Origin of the sequence: Streptomyces sp. Ru72 (assembly GCF_002920635.1) — a bacterium.
In the GTDB taxonomy this organism is placed as follows: Bacteria; Actinomycetota; Actinomycetes; order Streptomycetales; family Streptomycetaceae; genus Streptomyces.
On record NZ_PQSR01000012.1, the window covers coordinates 59774 to 74896 of the forward strand.

18 protein-coding genes and 1 pseudogene are annotated in these 15123 nt (G+C 72.3%); 5 read left to right on the forward strand and 14 right to left on the reverse strand.

All coding sequences use genetic code 11. The features are described from left to right. Positions 1–7 precede the first annotated feature (7 nt). Both C3488_RS08470 and C3488_RS08475 read left to right on the forward strand, forming a co-directional pair. A complete protein-coding gene (locus C3488_RS08470) occupies positions 8–937 on the forward strand; it encodes an EamA family transporter (protein WP_103838705.1) in 930 nt (309 codons plus the stop codon). Between the two features lie 500 nt (positions 938–1437). Beyond that, on the forward strand, positions 1438–2022 hold the full coding sequence (locus tag C3488_RS08475) for an alpha/beta hydrolase (protein WP_103838706.1): 585 nt from the start codon (positions 1438–1440) through the stop codon (positions 2020–2022). A 158-nt stretch (positions 2023–2180) separates the two neighbouring features. On the opposite strand, the gene C3488_RS08480 is transcribed toward C3488_RS08475, so the two are convergent. Then, positions 2181–2981 carry a sugar phosphate isomerase/epimerase gene (locus C3488_RS08480; RefSeq protein ID WP_181138939.1) on the reverse strand — a complete coding sequence of 267 codons (801 nt, stop codon included), beginning with the start codon at positions 2979–2981 and terminating at the stop codon, positions 2181–2183. 95 nt (positions 2982–3076) lie between these two features. Further along, a complete protein-coding gene (locus C3488_RS08485; RefSeq protein WP_103838708.1) occupies positions 3077–4117 on the reverse strand; it encodes a LacI family DNA-binding transcriptional regulator in 1041 nt (346 codons plus the stop codon). Positions 4118–4486: 369 nt separating this feature from the next. Here C3488_RS08485 and C3488_RS08490 point away from each other — a divergent pair, with 369 nt between their 5' ends. Genes C3488_RS08490 through C3488_RS08500 form a run of 3 tightly spaced genes read left to right on the forward strand, consistent with a single transcriptional unit; the run spans position 4487 to position 7619 of the window. Next, positions 4487–5638, forward strand: a complete 1152-nt coding sequence (locus C3488_RS08490; protein WP_103838709.1) for a Gfo/Idh/MocA family protein — start codon at positions 4487–4489, stop codon at positions 5636–5638. Then, positions 5635–6786 carry a dihydrodipicolinate synthase family protein gene (locus tag C3488_RS08495; RefSeq protein ID WP_103838710.1) on the forward strand — a complete coding sequence of 384 codons (1152 nt, stop codon included), beginning with the start codon at positions 5635–5637 and terminating at the stop codon, positions 6784–6786. The genes C3488_RS08490 and C3488_RS08495 overlap by 4 nt, the downstream gene beginning before the upstream one ends. Before the next feature lie 32 nt (positions 6787–6818). Further along, on the forward strand, positions 6819–7619 hold the full coding sequence (locus C3488_RS08500) for a sugar phosphate isomerase/epimerase (RefSeq protein ID WP_103838760.1): 801 nt from the start codon (positions 6819–6821) through the stop codon (positions 7617–7619). Positions 7620–7665: 46 nt separating this feature from the next. On the opposite strand, the gene C3488_RS08505 is transcribed toward C3488_RS08500, so the two are convergent. The 12 genes and pseudogenes from C3488_RS08505 to C3488_RS08560 form a co-directional block, all read right to left on the reverse strand. Next, positions 7666–8070, reverse strand: coding sequence for a gas vesicle protein K (locus tag C3488_RS08505; protein ID WP_103838711.1), 405 nt, complete (start codon positions 8068–8070; stop codon positions 7666–7668). After that, a complete protein-coding gene (locus tag C3488_RS08510; RefSeq protein ID WP_103838712.1) occupies positions 8054–8320 on the reverse strand; it encodes a gas vesicle protein in 267 nt (88 codons plus the stop codon). Before C3488_RS08510 ends, C3488_RS08505 begins: the two co-directional genes overlap by 17 nt. Further along, positions 8317–9129, reverse strand: coding sequence for a GvpL/GvpF family gas vesicle protein (locus C3488_RS08515; RefSeq protein WP_103838713.1), 813 nt, complete (start codon positions 9127–9129; stop codon positions 8317–8319). Before C3488_RS08515 ends, C3488_RS08510 begins: the two co-directional genes overlap by 4 nt. 397 nt (positions 9130–9526) lie before the next feature. Then, positions 9527–9847: pseudogene (locus C3488_RS41425) on the reverse strand (gas vesicle protein); the annotation flags it as partial. A 76-nt stretch (positions 9848–9923) separates the two neighbouring features. Continuing rightward, a complete protein-coding gene (locus C3488_RS08525) occupies positions 9924–11063 on the reverse strand; it encodes an SRPBCC family protein (RefSeq protein ID WP_103838715.1) in 1140 nt (379 codons plus the stop codon). After that, positions 11056–11586 (reverse strand): ABC transporter substrate-binding protein, encoded by a 531-nt coding sequence (locus tag C3488_RS40435; RefSeq protein WP_181138932.1) that lies wholly within the window; start codon positions 11584–11586, stop codon positions 11056–11058. The genes C3488_RS08525 and C3488_RS40435 overlap by 8 nt, the downstream gene beginning before the upstream one ends. Positions 11587–11614: 28 nt before the next feature. Further along, complete coding sequence (locus C3488_RS08535) at positions 11615–11878, reverse strand: gas vesicle protein GvpG (RefSeq protein WP_103838716.1); 264 nt, start codon at positions 11876–11878, stop codon at positions 11615–11617. Positions 11879–11921: 43 nt separating this feature from the next. Then, the gene (locus C3488_RS08540) at positions 11922–12644 is read right to left on the reverse strand and encodes a GvpL/GvpF family gas vesicle protein (RefSeq protein WP_103838717.1); all 723 of its coding nucleotides are present in this window, start codon (positions 12642–12644) and stop codon (positions 11922–11924) included. Further along, on the reverse strand, positions 12641–13069 hold the full coding sequence (locus tag C3488_RS08545) for a gas vesicle structural protein GvpA (RefSeq protein ID WP_103838718.1): 429 nt from the start codon (positions 13067–13069) through the stop codon (positions 12641–12643). Before C3488_RS08545 ends, C3488_RS08540 begins: the two co-directional genes overlap by 4 nt. Positions 13070–13116: 47 nt before the next feature. After that, positions 13117–13443, reverse strand: coding sequence for a gas vesicle protein (locus tag C3488_RS08550; protein WP_103838719.1), 327 nt, complete (start codon positions 13441–13443; stop codon positions 13117–13119). 255 nt (positions 13444–13698) lie between these two features. Beyond that, positions 13699–14088: a D-ribose pyranase gene (gene rbsD, locus C3488_RS08555; RefSeq protein ID WP_103838720.1), complete on the reverse strand. Its 390-nt coding sequence runs from the start codon at positions 14086–14088 to the stop codon at positions 13699–13701. Further along, positions 14085–15065 (reverse strand): ribokinase, encoded by a 981-nt coding sequence (locus tag C3488_RS08560; RefSeq protein WP_103838721.1) that lies wholly within the window; start codon positions 15063–15065, stop codon positions 14085–14087. The genes rbsD and C3488_RS08560 overlap by 4 nt, the downstream gene beginning before the upstream one ends. Positions 15066–15123: the final 58 nt, after the last annotated feature.

A 15123-nucleotide genomic window follows, 5' to 3' on the forward strand; every position in this document is an offset into this window, starting at 1 on the left:
TCGACGTATGCGACCCGCACACCTTTGCCTCGCCGTCCTCGTCGCCGCCGTCTGGGGCGTCAACTTCACCGTCATCGAACTCGGCCTCGGCCACTTCCCGCCGCTGCTGTTCTCGGCCCTGCGCTTCCTGGCCGCGGCCGTCCCCGCCGTCTTCCTCGTGGGCCGCCCCAAGGTGGCGTGGAAGTGGATCGTGGCGGTGGGCCTGGTGCTGGGCGTGGCGAAGTTCGGGCTGCTGTTCCTCGGCATGGCCGCCGGGATGCCCGCCGGACTGTCCTCCCTGGTGCTCCAGATCCAGGCCGTGTTCACGGCGCTCATGGCCTTCGCGTTCCTCGGCGAGCGCCCCACGCGCCTGAGGGCGCTCGGGATGGTGGTGGCCCTCGGCGGCGTCGCCCTCGCCGCCGTCGACGAGGGAACGGCCGGCCCGCTCGGCGCGTTCGCCCTGGTCATGGTGGCGGCGGCCTGCTGGGGCCTGTCCAACGTCCTCACCCGCAAGGCGTCCCCGCCGGACCCCTTGAACTTCATGGTGTGGGTGAGCACGGTCCCGGTCCTGCCCCTGCTCGGGCTGTCCCTCCTCACGGAGGGCCCGTCCCGCGACCTCGCCGCGCTGCGCGCCCTCGACTGGCAGGGCGCCGGCATCGTCCTCTACGTCGCCTGGATCACCACGGTCTTCGGCTTCGGCGCGTGGGGCTGGCTGCTGCGCCGTCACCCCGCGTCCACGGTCGCCCCCTTCTCCCTCCTGGTCCCGGTCTTCGGCATGTCGTCGGCGGCCCTGTTCCTGGGCGAACCGATCAGCCCCCTGCGCTGGGGCGCCGCGGCGCTGCTGGTGGGCGGGGTGGCGCTGACGTCGCTGGCCCCGGCGGGGAGGGTCCGGGTCCTGTCGAAGAAGGTCCAGTCGGCGGGCGTGCCGGCGCGCGAGTCCGTCGGCGAGCCGGCCTGAGGCCCTGCCCGAGCCGGCATGTGGGCGGGTGACGGTGGGGGCTCTCGGTGCGACACGTGCGGCGGATCTGTCGCGGTGCGGGGGTGCGCGGGGTCGGCCCGCGCATTTCGTTCGACGAACCCGGGTGCGTACGAAAGAATTTTCCGGGTTCTGACGAGGTGTCCGCGGCGCTGCGGGGCGGGGTTGCCGGGCTGAGAGGGCTGGAGAGCGTTGACGTTCAAGCTGGAGGGGCCGGTTCTGGAGGGTCTGCCGCCATCTCGTCCCCCTGTTCAACGGCGGCTTCCAGTGTATTGGGGGAATGGGAAGCCCGTTGTGGGACTGGGGAGTTCGGACGGCTGGTGCGGGGTGGGAGAGGGCTGTCGTGCGACACATCCGGCGGATCTGTCGCACTCCGGGAGGCGGCAGGACCCGGGTGGGCCGACGGGTGTCGCCGAGCGGGGGGAACTGATCAAGGCGTGCGAGAACTGGACCTGTCGGTGCCGATCGGGAACGATCGCCGAATGAGCGCCTACCTCATCCTCCACGGCTGGCAGAACCACCGCCCGAAGGACCACTGGCAGCACTGGCTGGCCGACCGGCTCACCGGACTCGGCCACCACGTCGCCTATCCGCAGCTGCCCGACCCCGACGATCCCGAACTGGAGGTGTGGCTCGCGGAGTTGGCCCGCCACCTCGACGAGCTGCCGGGCGCGGGCCCGGAGCGGGTCGTCGTCGCCCACAGTCTGTCCGCCGTGCTGTGGCTGCACGCCGTGGCGCGCGGGATGAAGGGCCTCGACGTGGACCGCGTGCTGCTCGTCGCCCCGCCGTCCGCCTCCGTCCTCGTACGGCACCCGGAGGTGGCAGCCTTCGCCCCGCCGCCCCTGGACGGCCTGACGCCGCCCGGCCCCACCCGTCTCGTCGCGGGCGACGACGACCCGTACTGCCCGGAGGGCGCGCGCACCGACTTCGGTGACCCCCTCGGCATCCCGACGGAGCTCATCCCCGGCGCCGCCCATCTCGACCTGGACGCCGGCTACGGCTCCTGGCCCGCCGTGCTGGAGTGGTGCCTGGACGGCTCGGCGCGCCTCACGGCACGTCCGGCGTGATCCGGGCGCGCAGCGTACGGGCCACGCTCGTGAGCCGGCGGCGGGTGGCATGTCGCGGGGCGCGGCGCGTGAGGTCGACGGGCGCCCTGTCCGGCGGCCACCGAACAACGGCGGCCGCCGGGCCGGGGCTCCCCCAGCCGACTGGTCGAGCCGGGTTCCTAAGCCGACTCGTTCAGCAGCCGCCCCAAGTGCTCCCGTCCCGCGCCCAGCAGCTCCGGAAGCGGTGTCGCCGACTCGTACCAGCGCTTCTCGTACTCCCAGCACAGCCAGCCGTCCCAGCCGTGACGGGACAGGACCTCCACGCACTCGGCGAGCGGGAGGACGCCGGAGCCCAGCGGCAGCGGGGTCCTGTCGTCGGCGGACGCGATGTCCTTGACCTGGACGTAGCCGAGGTACGGGGACAGCGCCGCGTACGTCTCCTGCGGCTGCTCGCCGCCCAGCCAGGTGTGCATCACGTCCCACAGCGCGCCCGCGTTCCGGTGGCCGACGGCGCCGAGGACCCGCAGGGCGTCCGCGCCGGTGCGGTGCGAGTCGTGCGTCTCCAGCAGGATCCGCACACCGGCGTCGGCGGCGTACTCGGCGGCGGTGCCCAGGCGCCGGGCGGCCGTCGCGTCGGCCTCCTCCGCGCTCTGCTCGGTGCCACCGCCGGGGAAGACGCGGACGAAGGGCGCGCCCACGTCGCGCGCCAGGTCCAGGAGGTCGCGGATCTCCGCCAGGACCGGCGCGTCGTCACCGGGCGCGGCCACGCGTGCGTACCCCGCGAGCCCCAGGATCTCGACACCGGCCGCCTTGAACGCGGCGGCGGCGTCGGCCCGTTCGCCGGGGCCGATGCCCGGGTGCACGGGTTCGTCGGGATGCGCGCGCAGTTCGACACCGTGGTAGCCGTGGGTGGCCGCGAGGTGGACCACATCGGATATGGGCAGGCCGGGGACACCGAGGGTGGAGAACGCGAGCTTCATGCTCATGGACCCTACTCGGCACGTGTGGGGAGCGCCCGTCGGCGACACTCGGGCGCGCCCCGGCCGCGCGGCGCGCCCGAGGACCCCGTACGCGCCTATCTCCGCGGCGCCCCCGTGGAACCCCGCACCATCAACTCGCCCCGCACCGTCGCGATCCCGCCCGGCGGCGGTTCCTCGCGCCCCATCGCGATACGGCCCGCGCGGGCCCCCGCCTCCGAGAGCGGGAGGCGGACCGTCGTCAGGGCCGGTACCGCGTCGATCGCGAAGGGGAGGTCGTCGAAGCCCGCCACCGACACGTCGTCGGGGATGCGCAGCCCGGAGTCCCGCAGCGCCGCGCACGCGCCCAGCGCCACCGTGTCATTCGCGGCCACGATCGCCGTGAGCGACGGGTCCCTGCGCAGGAGTTCGAGTGTCGCCTCGTAACCGGCGCGGCGGTCGTAGCGGCCGTGCACCGTCAGCTTCGGGTCGTCCTCGAGCCCGGCGGCGGCCAGCGCCTCCCGGTGGCCCTCCAGGCGGTGCCGCGTCGTCGTGCGCTCCTCCGGGCCCGCGATGTAGCCGAGCCGCCGGTGCCCAAGCCCGATCAGGTGCTCGGTGAGCTGCCGGCCGCCGCCGCGGTTGTCGAAGGTGAGTGCGATGGCCTCCGGTGCCGGGGGCCGGCCGCACAGCACCACCTTCGTCCCCGCCGCCGCGAGCTTGCGCAGCTTCGCGCCCACGGCCTCCACATGTGTGCTGAGCTCCACCGCGCCACCGGTGAGCACCACGGCCGCCGCCCGCTGCCGTTGCAGCAGCGTCAGATACGTCAGCTCCCGCTCCGGCGAGCCGACGGTGTTGCACACCACGGCGAGCCGTTCACCACCGGCCCGTCCGCCCGGGCCCCCGATCTCCGACTGGATCGCGCTCGCCATGATGCCGAAGAAGGGGTCGGCGATGTCGTTGACCAGGATGCCGACCAGGTCGGAGGTGGCAGCCGCCAGCGAGCTCGCCGGGCCGTTGAGGACGTAGTCCAGCTCGTCCACCGCCCGCAGCACCCGCTCCCGGGTCGACGCCGCCACGGGATAGTTCCCGTTCAGCACGCGCGACACGGTGGCGGGCGACACCTGTGCGCGTGCCGCCACGTCTGCCAGGGTCACCGTCATCGTCGTCGTCCTCCGGTCGCCTGTCTCGTCATACCCGTCGTGCTCGGCGGCGTCCGTCGTGTCCGTCCAGCGACATCCACCGACATCCGCCGAGATCCATCTACAGCTCTACAGACACCCGTGTACAGGCCCGCGGTTCTCCGTGTTCGACGGACCGACCAACTTCACGCTCCCGGACCGGCCGACTTCACGGCACCGTGTCCGTCGTGTCACGTGCTGTGACGCTGTATGCGGACACGTGCATCCCGTCGGCCCCGCGGTCTTGTCCGAGCCGCCGCACAGAGGCTAGCGTCTTCCTGTATAGAAAGCGCTTGCTGTCACGCTCGTCCCGGAGCGTACGAGGCGCCGGACGCGTACGAAGGGATCGACGTGACACGCAAGACGGTGCGTATCGCCATGAACGGCGTGACGGGGCGCATGGGCTACCGCCAGCACCTCGTCCGTTCCATCCTGGCCCTCCGCGAGCAGGGCGGCCTCGACCTGGGCGACGGCGCCGTGCTGTGGCCCGAGCCGGTGCTCGTCGGCCGCCGGGAGCACGCGCTGAAGGCGCTCGCCGAGCGGCACGGCCTGGAGCACTGGTCGACGGACGTGGACGCGGTCCTCGCCGACCCGACCGTCGAGGTCTACTTCGACGCGCAGGTCACCTCCGCACGCGAGGAGTCGATCAAGAAGGCGATCGCGGCGGGCAAGCACATCTACACCGAGAAGCCGACGGCCACGGGCCTTGAGGGCGCCCTGGAACTGGCCCGCCTCGCTCATGAGAAGGGCGTCAAGCACGGCGTCGTCCAGGACAAGCTCTTCCTGCCCGGCCTGCTGAAGCTGAAGCGGCTCATCGACGGCGGCTTCTTCGGCCGGATCCTTTCGGTGCGCGGCGAGTTCGGCTACTGGGTGTTCGAGGGCGACTGGCAGCCCGCCCAGCGTCCCTCCTGGAACTACCGTGCCGAGGACGGCGGTGGCATCGTTGTCGACATGTTCCCGCACTGGGAGTACGTGCTGCACGAGCTGTTCGGCCGTGTGAAGTCCGTACAGGCCCTGGCGGCGACCCACATCCCGCAGCGCTGGGACGAGAACGGCAAGCCCTACGACGCGACGGCGGACGACGCCGCGTACGGCATCTTCGAACTCGAGGGCGGCGCGATCGCCCAGATCAACTCCTCCTGGTCGGTGCGCGTCAACCGCGACGAGCTGGTGGAGTTCCAGGTGGACGGCACGGAGGGCTCGGCGGTCGCGGGACTGCGCAAGTGCCGCGTGCAGCACCGTTCGGCGACCCCGAAGCCCGTGTGGAACCCGGACATCCCCGCCACCGAGGTCTTCCGCGACCAGTGGCAGGAGGTCCCGGACAACGGCGAGTTCGACAACGGCTTCAAGGCCCAGTGGGAGCTGTTCCTCAAGCACGTCTACGCCGACGCCCCCTACCACTGGGACCTGCTGGCCGGCGCCCGCGGCGTCCAGCTCGCCGAACTGGGGCTGAAGTCCTCGGCCGAGGGCCGCCGCATCGACGTACCGGAGATCTCGCTGTGACCATCCACCTCCCCGACGCGAGTGGGCGGCTCAGGGCGTACGAGCCGCGCCGCGAGCCCCTCGCCCTCACCTCCGGCACGCCGTTCACCTCCCGTACGGTCTTCTCGGCGGCGCACGTCGTCGCGGACCCGTACGCGGACGTCTCGCCCGACTCGCCCGCCGCCGTCGACTGGGACGCCACGCTCGCCTTCCGCCGCCATCTGTGGTCGCACGGGCTCGGTGTCGCGGAGGCCATGGACACCGCGCAGCGCGGGATGGGCCTCGACTGGGCGGGAGCGGCGGAGCTGATCCGCCGGTCCGCCGCCGAGGCGAAGGCGGTCGGCGGGCGGATCGCCTGCGGCGTCGGCACCGACCAGCTCGCCGCCGGGTCCCTGGAGGAGATCCGCAAGGCGTACGAGGAGCAGCTCGCCGTGGTGGAGGAGGCGGGCGCGCAGGCGATCCTCATGGCGTCCCGCGCCCTGGCCGCCACCGCGAAGGGTCCCGAGGACTACCTGGAGACCTACGGCCACCTGCTGCGCCAGGCCGCCGAACCGGTCGTCCTGCACTGGCTCGGCCCCATGTTCGACCCCGCGCTGGAGGGCTACTGGGGCTCGAGCGACCTGGACGCCGCCACGGACGTGTTCCTCGAGGTCATCGCCGCCCACCCGGACAAGGTGGACGGCGTCAAGATCTCCCTGCTCGACGCCCAGCGCGAGATCGACCTGCGCCGCCGCCTCCCACAGGGCGTGCGCTGCTACACCGGTGACGACTTCAACTACCCCGAGCTGATCGCCGGAGACGAGCAGGGCTTCAGCCACGCCCTGCTCGGCATCTTCGACCCGCTCGGCCCACTGGCCGCCGAGGCGGTACGGGTCCTGGACACCGGTGACGTGAAGGGCTTCCGGGAACTCCTCGACCCCACGGTGGAGCTGTCCCGCCACCTGTTCCAGGCGCCCACCCGCTTCTACAAGACGGGTGTGGTCTTCCTGGCCTGGCTCGCGGGTCACCAGGAGCACTTCACGATGGTCGGCGGCCTGCAGTCGGCGCGCTCGCTGCCGCACTTCGCGAAGGCGTACGAACTGGCCGACGGACTCGGTCTGTTCCCCGACCCGTCACTGGCCGAGACGCGGATGAAGACGCTGCTGTCCCTGTACGGGGTGGCCCAGTGAGCACGGCACCGGGGCGGTTCTCCATCAACCAGATGACGGTGAAGCAGCTGTCCGTGCCCGAACTGGTCGATGCCTGCCAGGAGTCGGGCGTGCGGGGCGTGGGCCTGTGGCGGGAGCCCGTGCAGTCGCACGGCCTGGAGGCGACGGCGAAGCTGGTCCGCGACGCCGGGCTGACGGTGACGACCCTGTGCCGGGGCGGCTTCTTCACCGCGATCGACCCCGACGAGCGGGCGCGCGCCCTGGACGACAACCGCCGGGCGGTGGACGAGGCGGCCACGCTGGGCACGGACACGCTGGTCCTGGTCTCGGGCGGGCTTCCGGCCGGCTCCAAGGACCTGCGCGGGGCGCGCGAGCGGATCGCGGACGCGCTCGCGGAACTGGGCCCGTACGCGGCCGAGCGCGGTGTGCGACTGGCCATCGAGCCGCTCCACCCGATGTACGCCTCGGACCGCTGTGTGGTCTCGACCCTGGCCCAGGCCCTCGACCTGGCCGAGCGCTTCCCGGCGGAGCAGGTGGGCGTCACGGTGGACACGTACCACATCTGGTGGGACGACACGGCCCCCGAGCAGATCGCCCGCGCGGGCGCCGGTGGCCGCATCCACACCTTCCAGCTCGCCGACTGGACCACCCCGCTGCCGGAGGGCGTCCTCAACGGCCGCGGGCAGATCGGCGACGGCGCGATCGACATGCGCGAGTGGAAGGGATACGTGGAGGCCGCCGGCTACACCGGCCCCATCGAGGTCGAGCTGTTCAACGACGCGCTGTGGGCGCGGGACGGCCGGGAGGTCCTCGCGGAGACGGTGGAGCGGTTCGTGGAGCACGTGATCCGGTGACGCCCCGGGCGGACCGGGCCCGCGCGGCCCGGTCCGTTCACAGCTCTCAGGGCGGAAGCAGCGTGCCCAGCGGGCCCAGGTCGATGTTGAGGTCGGCCATGGTGAGGCCGTACTGGTCGCACAGGTCGGCCATCCGGTCGTGCAGCAGCATCAGGGTCAGTCCGAGCCGTTCCTCCTGCTCCTCGCTGAGGTCGCCCTCGTCGACGCGGTGCAGCGCCTGCCGCTCCATCAGCTGGCGCAGCAACTCGACGATGGTGAGGACCAGTTTGACCAGGTCCCGTTCCACCGTGTCCGGGTCGGCGTGCAGACGGCGCGCGAGTTCCGTGCCCCGGCCGGTGGACGGCGGGGGGACCTCGTCCGGGCGGGCGGGCAGCAGCGAGAAGGCGCGGGTCGCCGCCTCGGCGACCTCCCGCAGCCGGTCCGTGCCCGGGCCGTCAGGCGGGCCCGTCACCGTGGCTCCCGTGGACGGGAAGCGCGGAGCTCCCCGGGGGCAGGAACGTCGCCCACCCCTCGTCCAGCTCCTCGCGGATCGCGACGATCACCGCGCGCAGCGAGATCCGCACCAGGTCCACGTCGGCGATGGACAGCACGAGATCGCCGGTGAGCACCACACCGCCGCTCAGCAGCCGGTCCAGCAGGTCGATCAACGCCACCTGCGGCTGAGCGACCGGGCGCTCGTCGAACGGGCCGTACTCGCTCACCGCTGCCCGGCCCCTTCCCGCGCGTCGGGCGCGAGCGGCGCGGTGAAGGAGTACGGCGCCCACGGCCCGGTGACGTCCACGCGGACCCCGGGCAGGCCGTCGGCGGCGTGCAGCATCCGGTCGCGGAACTCCTCGGACAGCCGACGCGGGACCAGATAGGCGTCGTTGGCGATGTTCTCGCCCGGCACCTGCGCGAGGCCCCCCTGCTGCGGCCGGTGCCGGGTGCGTTCCACCGCCAGGCCCCTGGCCTCCTGCTCGGTCCGCCGCACGGCCTCCTCGGCGAGCCGCCAGGCGTCCTCGCGTGCCCGCCGCTGGTGCCGACGGCCGCGCAGATACGCCCGACCCGGGGTCTCCTCGCCCGCCGGGGCGCCGGTGGGCGACCGGGCGGGCGGGGGCTCGGGCGGCGCCTCGACGTAGACCTTCACGCCCCACTCCACGTGCGCGGCGAGCCGGTCTAGGAGCGCGGCGAACTCCGCCTCCCGCCCGGCCAGCATCTCCCGCACCCGGCTCTCGTCCAGGTAGACGGTGGCCAGCCGCAGGGGAAGGACCGTGGTGTGCCCGGCCAGGGTCTCGATCACGAAGTGGTGCGCCCGGGCCGTCGCCTCCAGCCACCGCAGGTCCTCGAGACCGGCCCTCAGGGCCGCCTCCGAGAACTCGGCCGCGGGCACCGCGCTCACCGCGGCCGCCACCTGGCCGTGGCGGACCAGGGTGACGGGGGCGTCCGCCACGCCCCGGACAGGCGCGAGCGCCGTCTCGTCCAGGGCCGAAGCTCCCAGCACGGCATACGCATAGCACAGCCGCTCGTCCACCGTCCTCAGCTCCGGTCCTCGTCCTCATCGGCCCTGCGCCGGGTGCGCCGCGGCTCGGTGCGCCGCTCTCGTTCGGTGTCGCGGTCGCGTCGTGGCTCTCGTTCGGTGTCGCGGTCGCGTCGTGGCTCTCGTTCGGTGTCGCGGTCGCGTCGTGGCTCTCGCTCGACGTCGCGTTCCCGTCGTGGCTCCCGCTCGGTGTCGCGTTCCCGTCGTGGCTCCCGCTCGGTGTCGCGTTCCCGTCGTGGCTCCCGCTCGGTGTCGCGGTCGCGTCGTGGCTCCCGCTCGACGTCGCGTTCCCGTCGTGGCTCCCGCTCGGCTTCACGGTCCTCCCGCGGCCGGCTGCGGCGACCGGACGCGCCCTCCGACAGCTCGGGCGGTGGGGACGACGCGAGTCGTTTGCGCAGCTCCTCCACCTCTGCCCGCAGCCGCTCGTTCTGTTCCCGCAGGTTGCGTCGGCCGTCGGCGCGGGAGGACAGCGCCGGGTCGTGCTCCCACCAGTCGATGCCGATCTCCCGGGCCTTGTCCACGGAGGCCACCAGGAGCCGGAGTTTGATGGTGAGCAACTCGATGTCGAGCAGGTTGATCTTGATGTCGCCGACGATCACGATGCCCTTGTCGAGCACACGTTCAAGGATGTCGGCCAGGTTCGCGCCGGAGGACCCCTGACTGTAGGGGGTCAGGGGCCGCGACGCGGGGACGGCGGGCTCGGACACGGCACACTCGACCTCGTTTCCTTGCGCACCCGACGCCGGCCACGCGAAGACCGGCGAGCTCACGCACCTCAGCGCCCGCGACTACTCGCGGCGCCGACGCCCTTCGGGTGCCTCCCTCTCGTCGTAGCGGTCGTCGGGTTGCTCGTCTTCGTCCTCCTCCCACTCGTCTTCCTCCTCGGAGGACTCGGGCTCCTCGTCGCCCTCGTCCTCTTCGTCCTCTTCGTCCTCGTCCCGGCGTCCCCGGCGTCCCTCTTCTCTGTCCGCCTCTTCTTCCTCTTCTTCCTCTTCCTCGTCCCGGCGGCGCTCCTCGGGCTCCTCTTCCCGCTCCTCGGCCTTCTCTTCGCGCTCCCCGCGGCCCTCCTTCTCAGCCTCTTCCTCTTCCTCGCGTTCGACCTCCTCCGAGCTGCGGACCACCTCCCCGTCGCGGATCTCGCCGCGCCAGGCGCCGGTGGCCTCACCGCGGGTCATGACGAACGAGCGGTACAGCTTGAGATCGAGCCGCGTTCGCCGCCCCTGGGCGCGCCACAGGCTGCCCGTCTTCTCGAACAGGCCCTTGGGGTAGTACTGCAGGACCAGCAGCACCTTGGTGAGGTTGTCGCCGAGCGGGTGGAAGGTGACGACGCCCTTGTTCGTGCCCTTGGGACCCTCGGTGGTCCAGGCGATGCGCTCGTCGGGCACCTGCTCGGTCACGACGCCCCGCCATTGGCGACGTGACTTGGCGATCTTCGCCTGCCAGTGGGTCGAGGTCTCGTCGTCCTGCCGGACGTCCTCGACACCCTTGGCGAACTTCTCGAAGTCCGGGAACTGCGTCCACTGGTTGTAGGCCTCGCGGACGGGCACGCCCACGTCGACGTCCTCGATGATGGTCAGTCCCCGCTGCGGTCCGCCGGGCTTGTTCTTCTTGCCGCCTACGCCCGCCGCCTCCTTGGCCTTGCCGAGCAGCGTGTCCTTCGCCTGGGACAGCATCCCGCCCGCCCCCGCCCCCGCGCCTTCCCCTCCGAGGAGCTTCTTGCCGCCCTTGAGGGCGAGTTTGCCCAGCATGCCGGGACCGACGTGCGTCTCCGCCAGCCGGCGTGCCCCCTCACCCAGCCGCTCGCCCATGCCCTCGAGCATCACCTGGAGCCGGGCCTGCAGGTAGTCCTCCAGCTCTGCCTTGAGCCGGTCCGCGCCAGGGTTCCCCTGCACCTGATCACGAACCTTGTTGAGGGTGCCCTCAACCATCGTCCGGCCTCCTTGATCGCGCGGACCCGCTCTTCGCCTTCTTCTCCCGCCCCTCGCTCCGGCGCCCCGGCTCCTGACCTGCTCCGCTCCGGCGTTCTCTCCGGCTTCCGTCGTCCCGGCCGCCCCCGTCCCGGCCGCCCTCGTCCCGGCCGCCCCCGTCCCGGTCCCCTTCCTCGTCCGCGTCCTCCTCGTCGCGGGCTTCCTCGTGCCGACCGCGCCCGCCTTCGCCGTGCGCCCTCTCCTTCAGCCCCGCGGTGCGTTCGTGCAGGGCGTCGGCCAGGCTCTCGGCCTTCGCCGACAGCACGGTGGTGGCCGCGGCCTTGCCCGCGCTCGCCAGCTCACCGCGCACCTGCTTGCTGACGTTGCCGAGCACGGGGGAGTCCTGGAGCAGCTTGCCGACCTGCCCGGGCCTCATCCGCGACCCGGCCATCGCCGCCCCCAGGCTCAGCGCGAGCTTGCCCTTCTTCGTCCGGCCCAGCAGATAGCCGCCGAGAACAGCCGCGCCGATCTTGGCGTTGTTCATGGTTCCTTCTTCCTTCTTTCGCCGACGGTCAGAGCCCGCCCTGCGCACGCCGCAGGTGGTAGGCCCTGATCTCCTCCAGGCGGTGCAGCAGCGCCTCCTCGCGCTGCGCGAACTCCTCCTCGGCGATACGGCCCTCGGTCCGCGCCTGCTCCAGGTTCACCAGCTCCTCCTGGATGGGAGCCGGGTCGTAGTACTCCTGCTCCGCGGTCTTGACGACCTTGTCGAGCACCCAGCCGATGCCCTTGACCGGGGCGAACGGCAGCCCCAGGATGCCGCTGACCAGTCCTCCCACAGCGCTTCCTCCTCATGCCGTCCGGGCCGGTCGGTCAGGGCGGTCAGGCGAAGCTGTACGGCGGCAGCGGCCCCCGTACCCGCACCTCGATGCCCTCGCCGAGGCGCTCGGCCAGCTCCTGCCCGGCCCGTGTGAACTCCTCCGCCCGCTCGCCCTCCACCAGGAAGGACGCGTTCACGAAGTACTGCTTGGACGGCGGGGACACCTTCTCGGACAGTGCGAGCGGCCGCAGCGCGGCGAGGACCTCCTCCGCCTGCGCGTCCTGGCGGCTCTGCACCTCCTGCGCGATGAGCTGACCGAGCGCCAGGCGGTCGTCGTAGCTGCCGCCCTCGCGGGTCCGCGCGCTCAGCGCCCGGGCCTGCTCGGACTCCTCGAGGATGGTCCGCAGCAGGGCGTCCTCTTCCTGCACGCCCTTGACGTTGAACTCGGCCCGCCCGGTGAGCTCGTCCAGACGCTGGGAGAACTCCTCGGCCCGCGACTCCAGCACGGCGCGCACGGCGTCCTCGCTCTCCGCGACGTATCCGAAGCCGAGCGGCAGGATGCTCCCGCCGGCCCACAGACGTCCCTGGACCTCGTTGTGCGCCTCCAGGTCGCGGCGCGCGACCGACAGGTCCTGGGGGGCGTCACTGACCACGGCGCACAGCGAGCCGCTGCGGACGGTCCGCAACTCGGCGGGGGCCTCGCCCACGCCCTTGACACCGTCCAGATCCAGCGGATGCGAGTCCTTGGTGATCGCGTACACGTACAGCGACATCGGCTCGCTCACTCCTCCCGGTCCTTCGAGGAGCGGTGGCTCGAGCCGCGTTCGATGTGCTCGGGCTCCCTCTCGCGCTCCTTGCTCCCCTTCTGGAGCGATTCGGTGAACGCCTCCACCGCGCCGGTCAGCGCGCCCTTGCTCTTGCCCCGGGCACCACCCTCGGTGATGCTCTGGGTGATGTCCGTCAGCGTCGCGGGGGCCTTGCGGCCGGACTCCAGGTCCAGCCGGTTGCAGGCCTCGGCGAAGCGCAGATACGTGTCGACGCTGGCGACGACCACGCGGGCGTCCACCTTCAGAATCTCGATTCCGATGAGGGACAACCGTACGAATGCGTCGATGACGAGGCCCCGGTCGAGAACCAGTTCCAGTACGTCGTAGAGGTTGCCGGAGCCTCCGCCGCCCCCGCCGGCCGGCAGACCACCGCCCTGCGGCATTACAGTCACAATCTTCTGTCCCTTCAAGCGAAGGGCGTCAGCCGCTGTCAGCGGCCCTCTTTGTCGACCTGCGCGCGGGTGTAGCGGCGTACTTGTTCGTAGCCCATCAGATTGCCCGCGGGGTCCAGAACGACCCGGTAGCTGGCCATCACACTGCTCGTGTCCGGAACGCGCTCCAGCTCCACGACCTCGACGAGGGCCTCCCAGCCATGGTCCGTCGGTCTCAGCGCCGAAACGGACTGAGGAGCCCGCCCGAGCAGCTCGGTCAGCTGTTCGGCCGCGCTCCGCATGGCCTGGGGAGCGCTCACTCGCTGAGGAGCGGACGCCTCCCGCGACGAGGAGTCTGCCTTGTCCGGCTCACGGTCGTTCGTGATCCATCACCTTCTTGCTCTTCTTCCATCATCGACCCTGTCCACATCCCCTGCCAGTTCTTGCGCCGCCCGCGCCGGACGCCTCGGAAAAATCCCCGGCGAGAAGTGCAACCCTTGCCGCCCTCTGCGTGTCGTAAGGGGAGTCAGGACTCCCCGGGGGGATCCGGGGGGACAAGGGGGTTCTGGCGAGGAGGGGGAAAGCCGAGGGGCCCGGGTCGTGACCGGGCCCCTCGAAGTATCCCGGGCAGAGCCGCCGGTTCAGAAGAAGACGCCGCAGCGCAGGAGTACGTTCGCGTACGGGCGGGCCTCGCCGGTGCGGACCACCAGGTGGGCGTCGGCCGTCAGCCGCTTCAGCTCCTCGTGCGGGACCAGCTCGAGGTCCGGGAAGCGGGCCTCCAGCAGCGCCGTGGCCTGCGGGTTGGCGTCCCGCACCTCGTGCGCGGCCGTGGCGCCCTCCACCACCAGCTCCTGCAGCAGACCGTCCAGGACCTCGGCGAAGGACGGCACCCCGGCGCGGAACGCCAGGTCCACGACCCGGGGGCCCTCCGGGATCGGCATCCCGGCGTCGCATATCAGGACCCCGTGCCCGTGCCCCAACTCGGCCAGGGCGCCCGCGAGATGACGGTTCAGGATTCCGGCCTTCTTCACAGGGACTCACCTCGCGGGGATGTTCCCGGCTCGCCGACTCGGGCGGGGGGCCGGGGGCCCTCCCCGCGGCCGGCGCGGCACAGTGCGTCGACCTCCTCGGCGGTGGGGTAGGACTCCTGAGCGCCGGGGCGCGTCACCGCCGCCGCCCCCACCCGCGCCGCGTACGCCGCCGCGTCGGGCAGCGCCGCGCCCGTGCCCAGCCGCCAGGCCAGCGCCGCCGTGAACGCGTCGCCCGCGCCCGTCGTGTCGACGGCGTCCACCTTCACCGACGGCACGCGGGTCATCGAGCCGTCGGCCGCCACCACAGCGCCCTCCGCGCCCAGCGTCACCACCACCGAGCGGGGGCCCAGCGCCAGCAGCGCCCGCGCCCAGTCCTCGGGCGTCCCGCCCAGCTCGTCGCCCGCGATGACCCGTGCCTCGTGCTCGTTCACGATCAGCGGGTCACAGGCCGCCAGCACCTCGGCGGGCAGTGGCCTCGGCGGCGACGGGTTCAGCACGAACCGGGTGCCGGACGGCAGGTTCCGCACGACCTCCTCCACGGTCTCCAGCGGGATCTCCAGCTGCGCCGACACCACCCGGGAGGCGTGCAGCAGGCTCTGCGCGGCCCGTACGTCCTCGGGGGCGAGCCGCCCGTTGGCGCCAGGTGAGACCACGATGCTGTTGTCCCCCGACGGGTCCACCGTGATCAGCGCGACCCCCGTGGGCGCCCCGCCGACCAGGACCCCCACCGTGTCGACGCCCGCCTCGCGCTGCGCGTCCAGCAGCAGCCGGCCGTGCGCGTCGTCGCCGACCCGGGCCAGCAGCGCCGTACGGGCACCGAGGCGGGCGGCGGCCACCGCCTGGTTCGCGCCCTTGCCGCCCGGGTGGACGGCCAGGTCGGAGCCGAGCACGGTCTCCCCGGCCGCGGGCCGCCGCTCGACCCCGATCACCAGGTCGGCGTTGGCCGATCCCACGACCAGCAGGTCGTAGTCGTACATGAACTGTCTCCCAACGGATCCCAGCGGATCCCCGTGGATCCGACAAAGCGGTGAATCC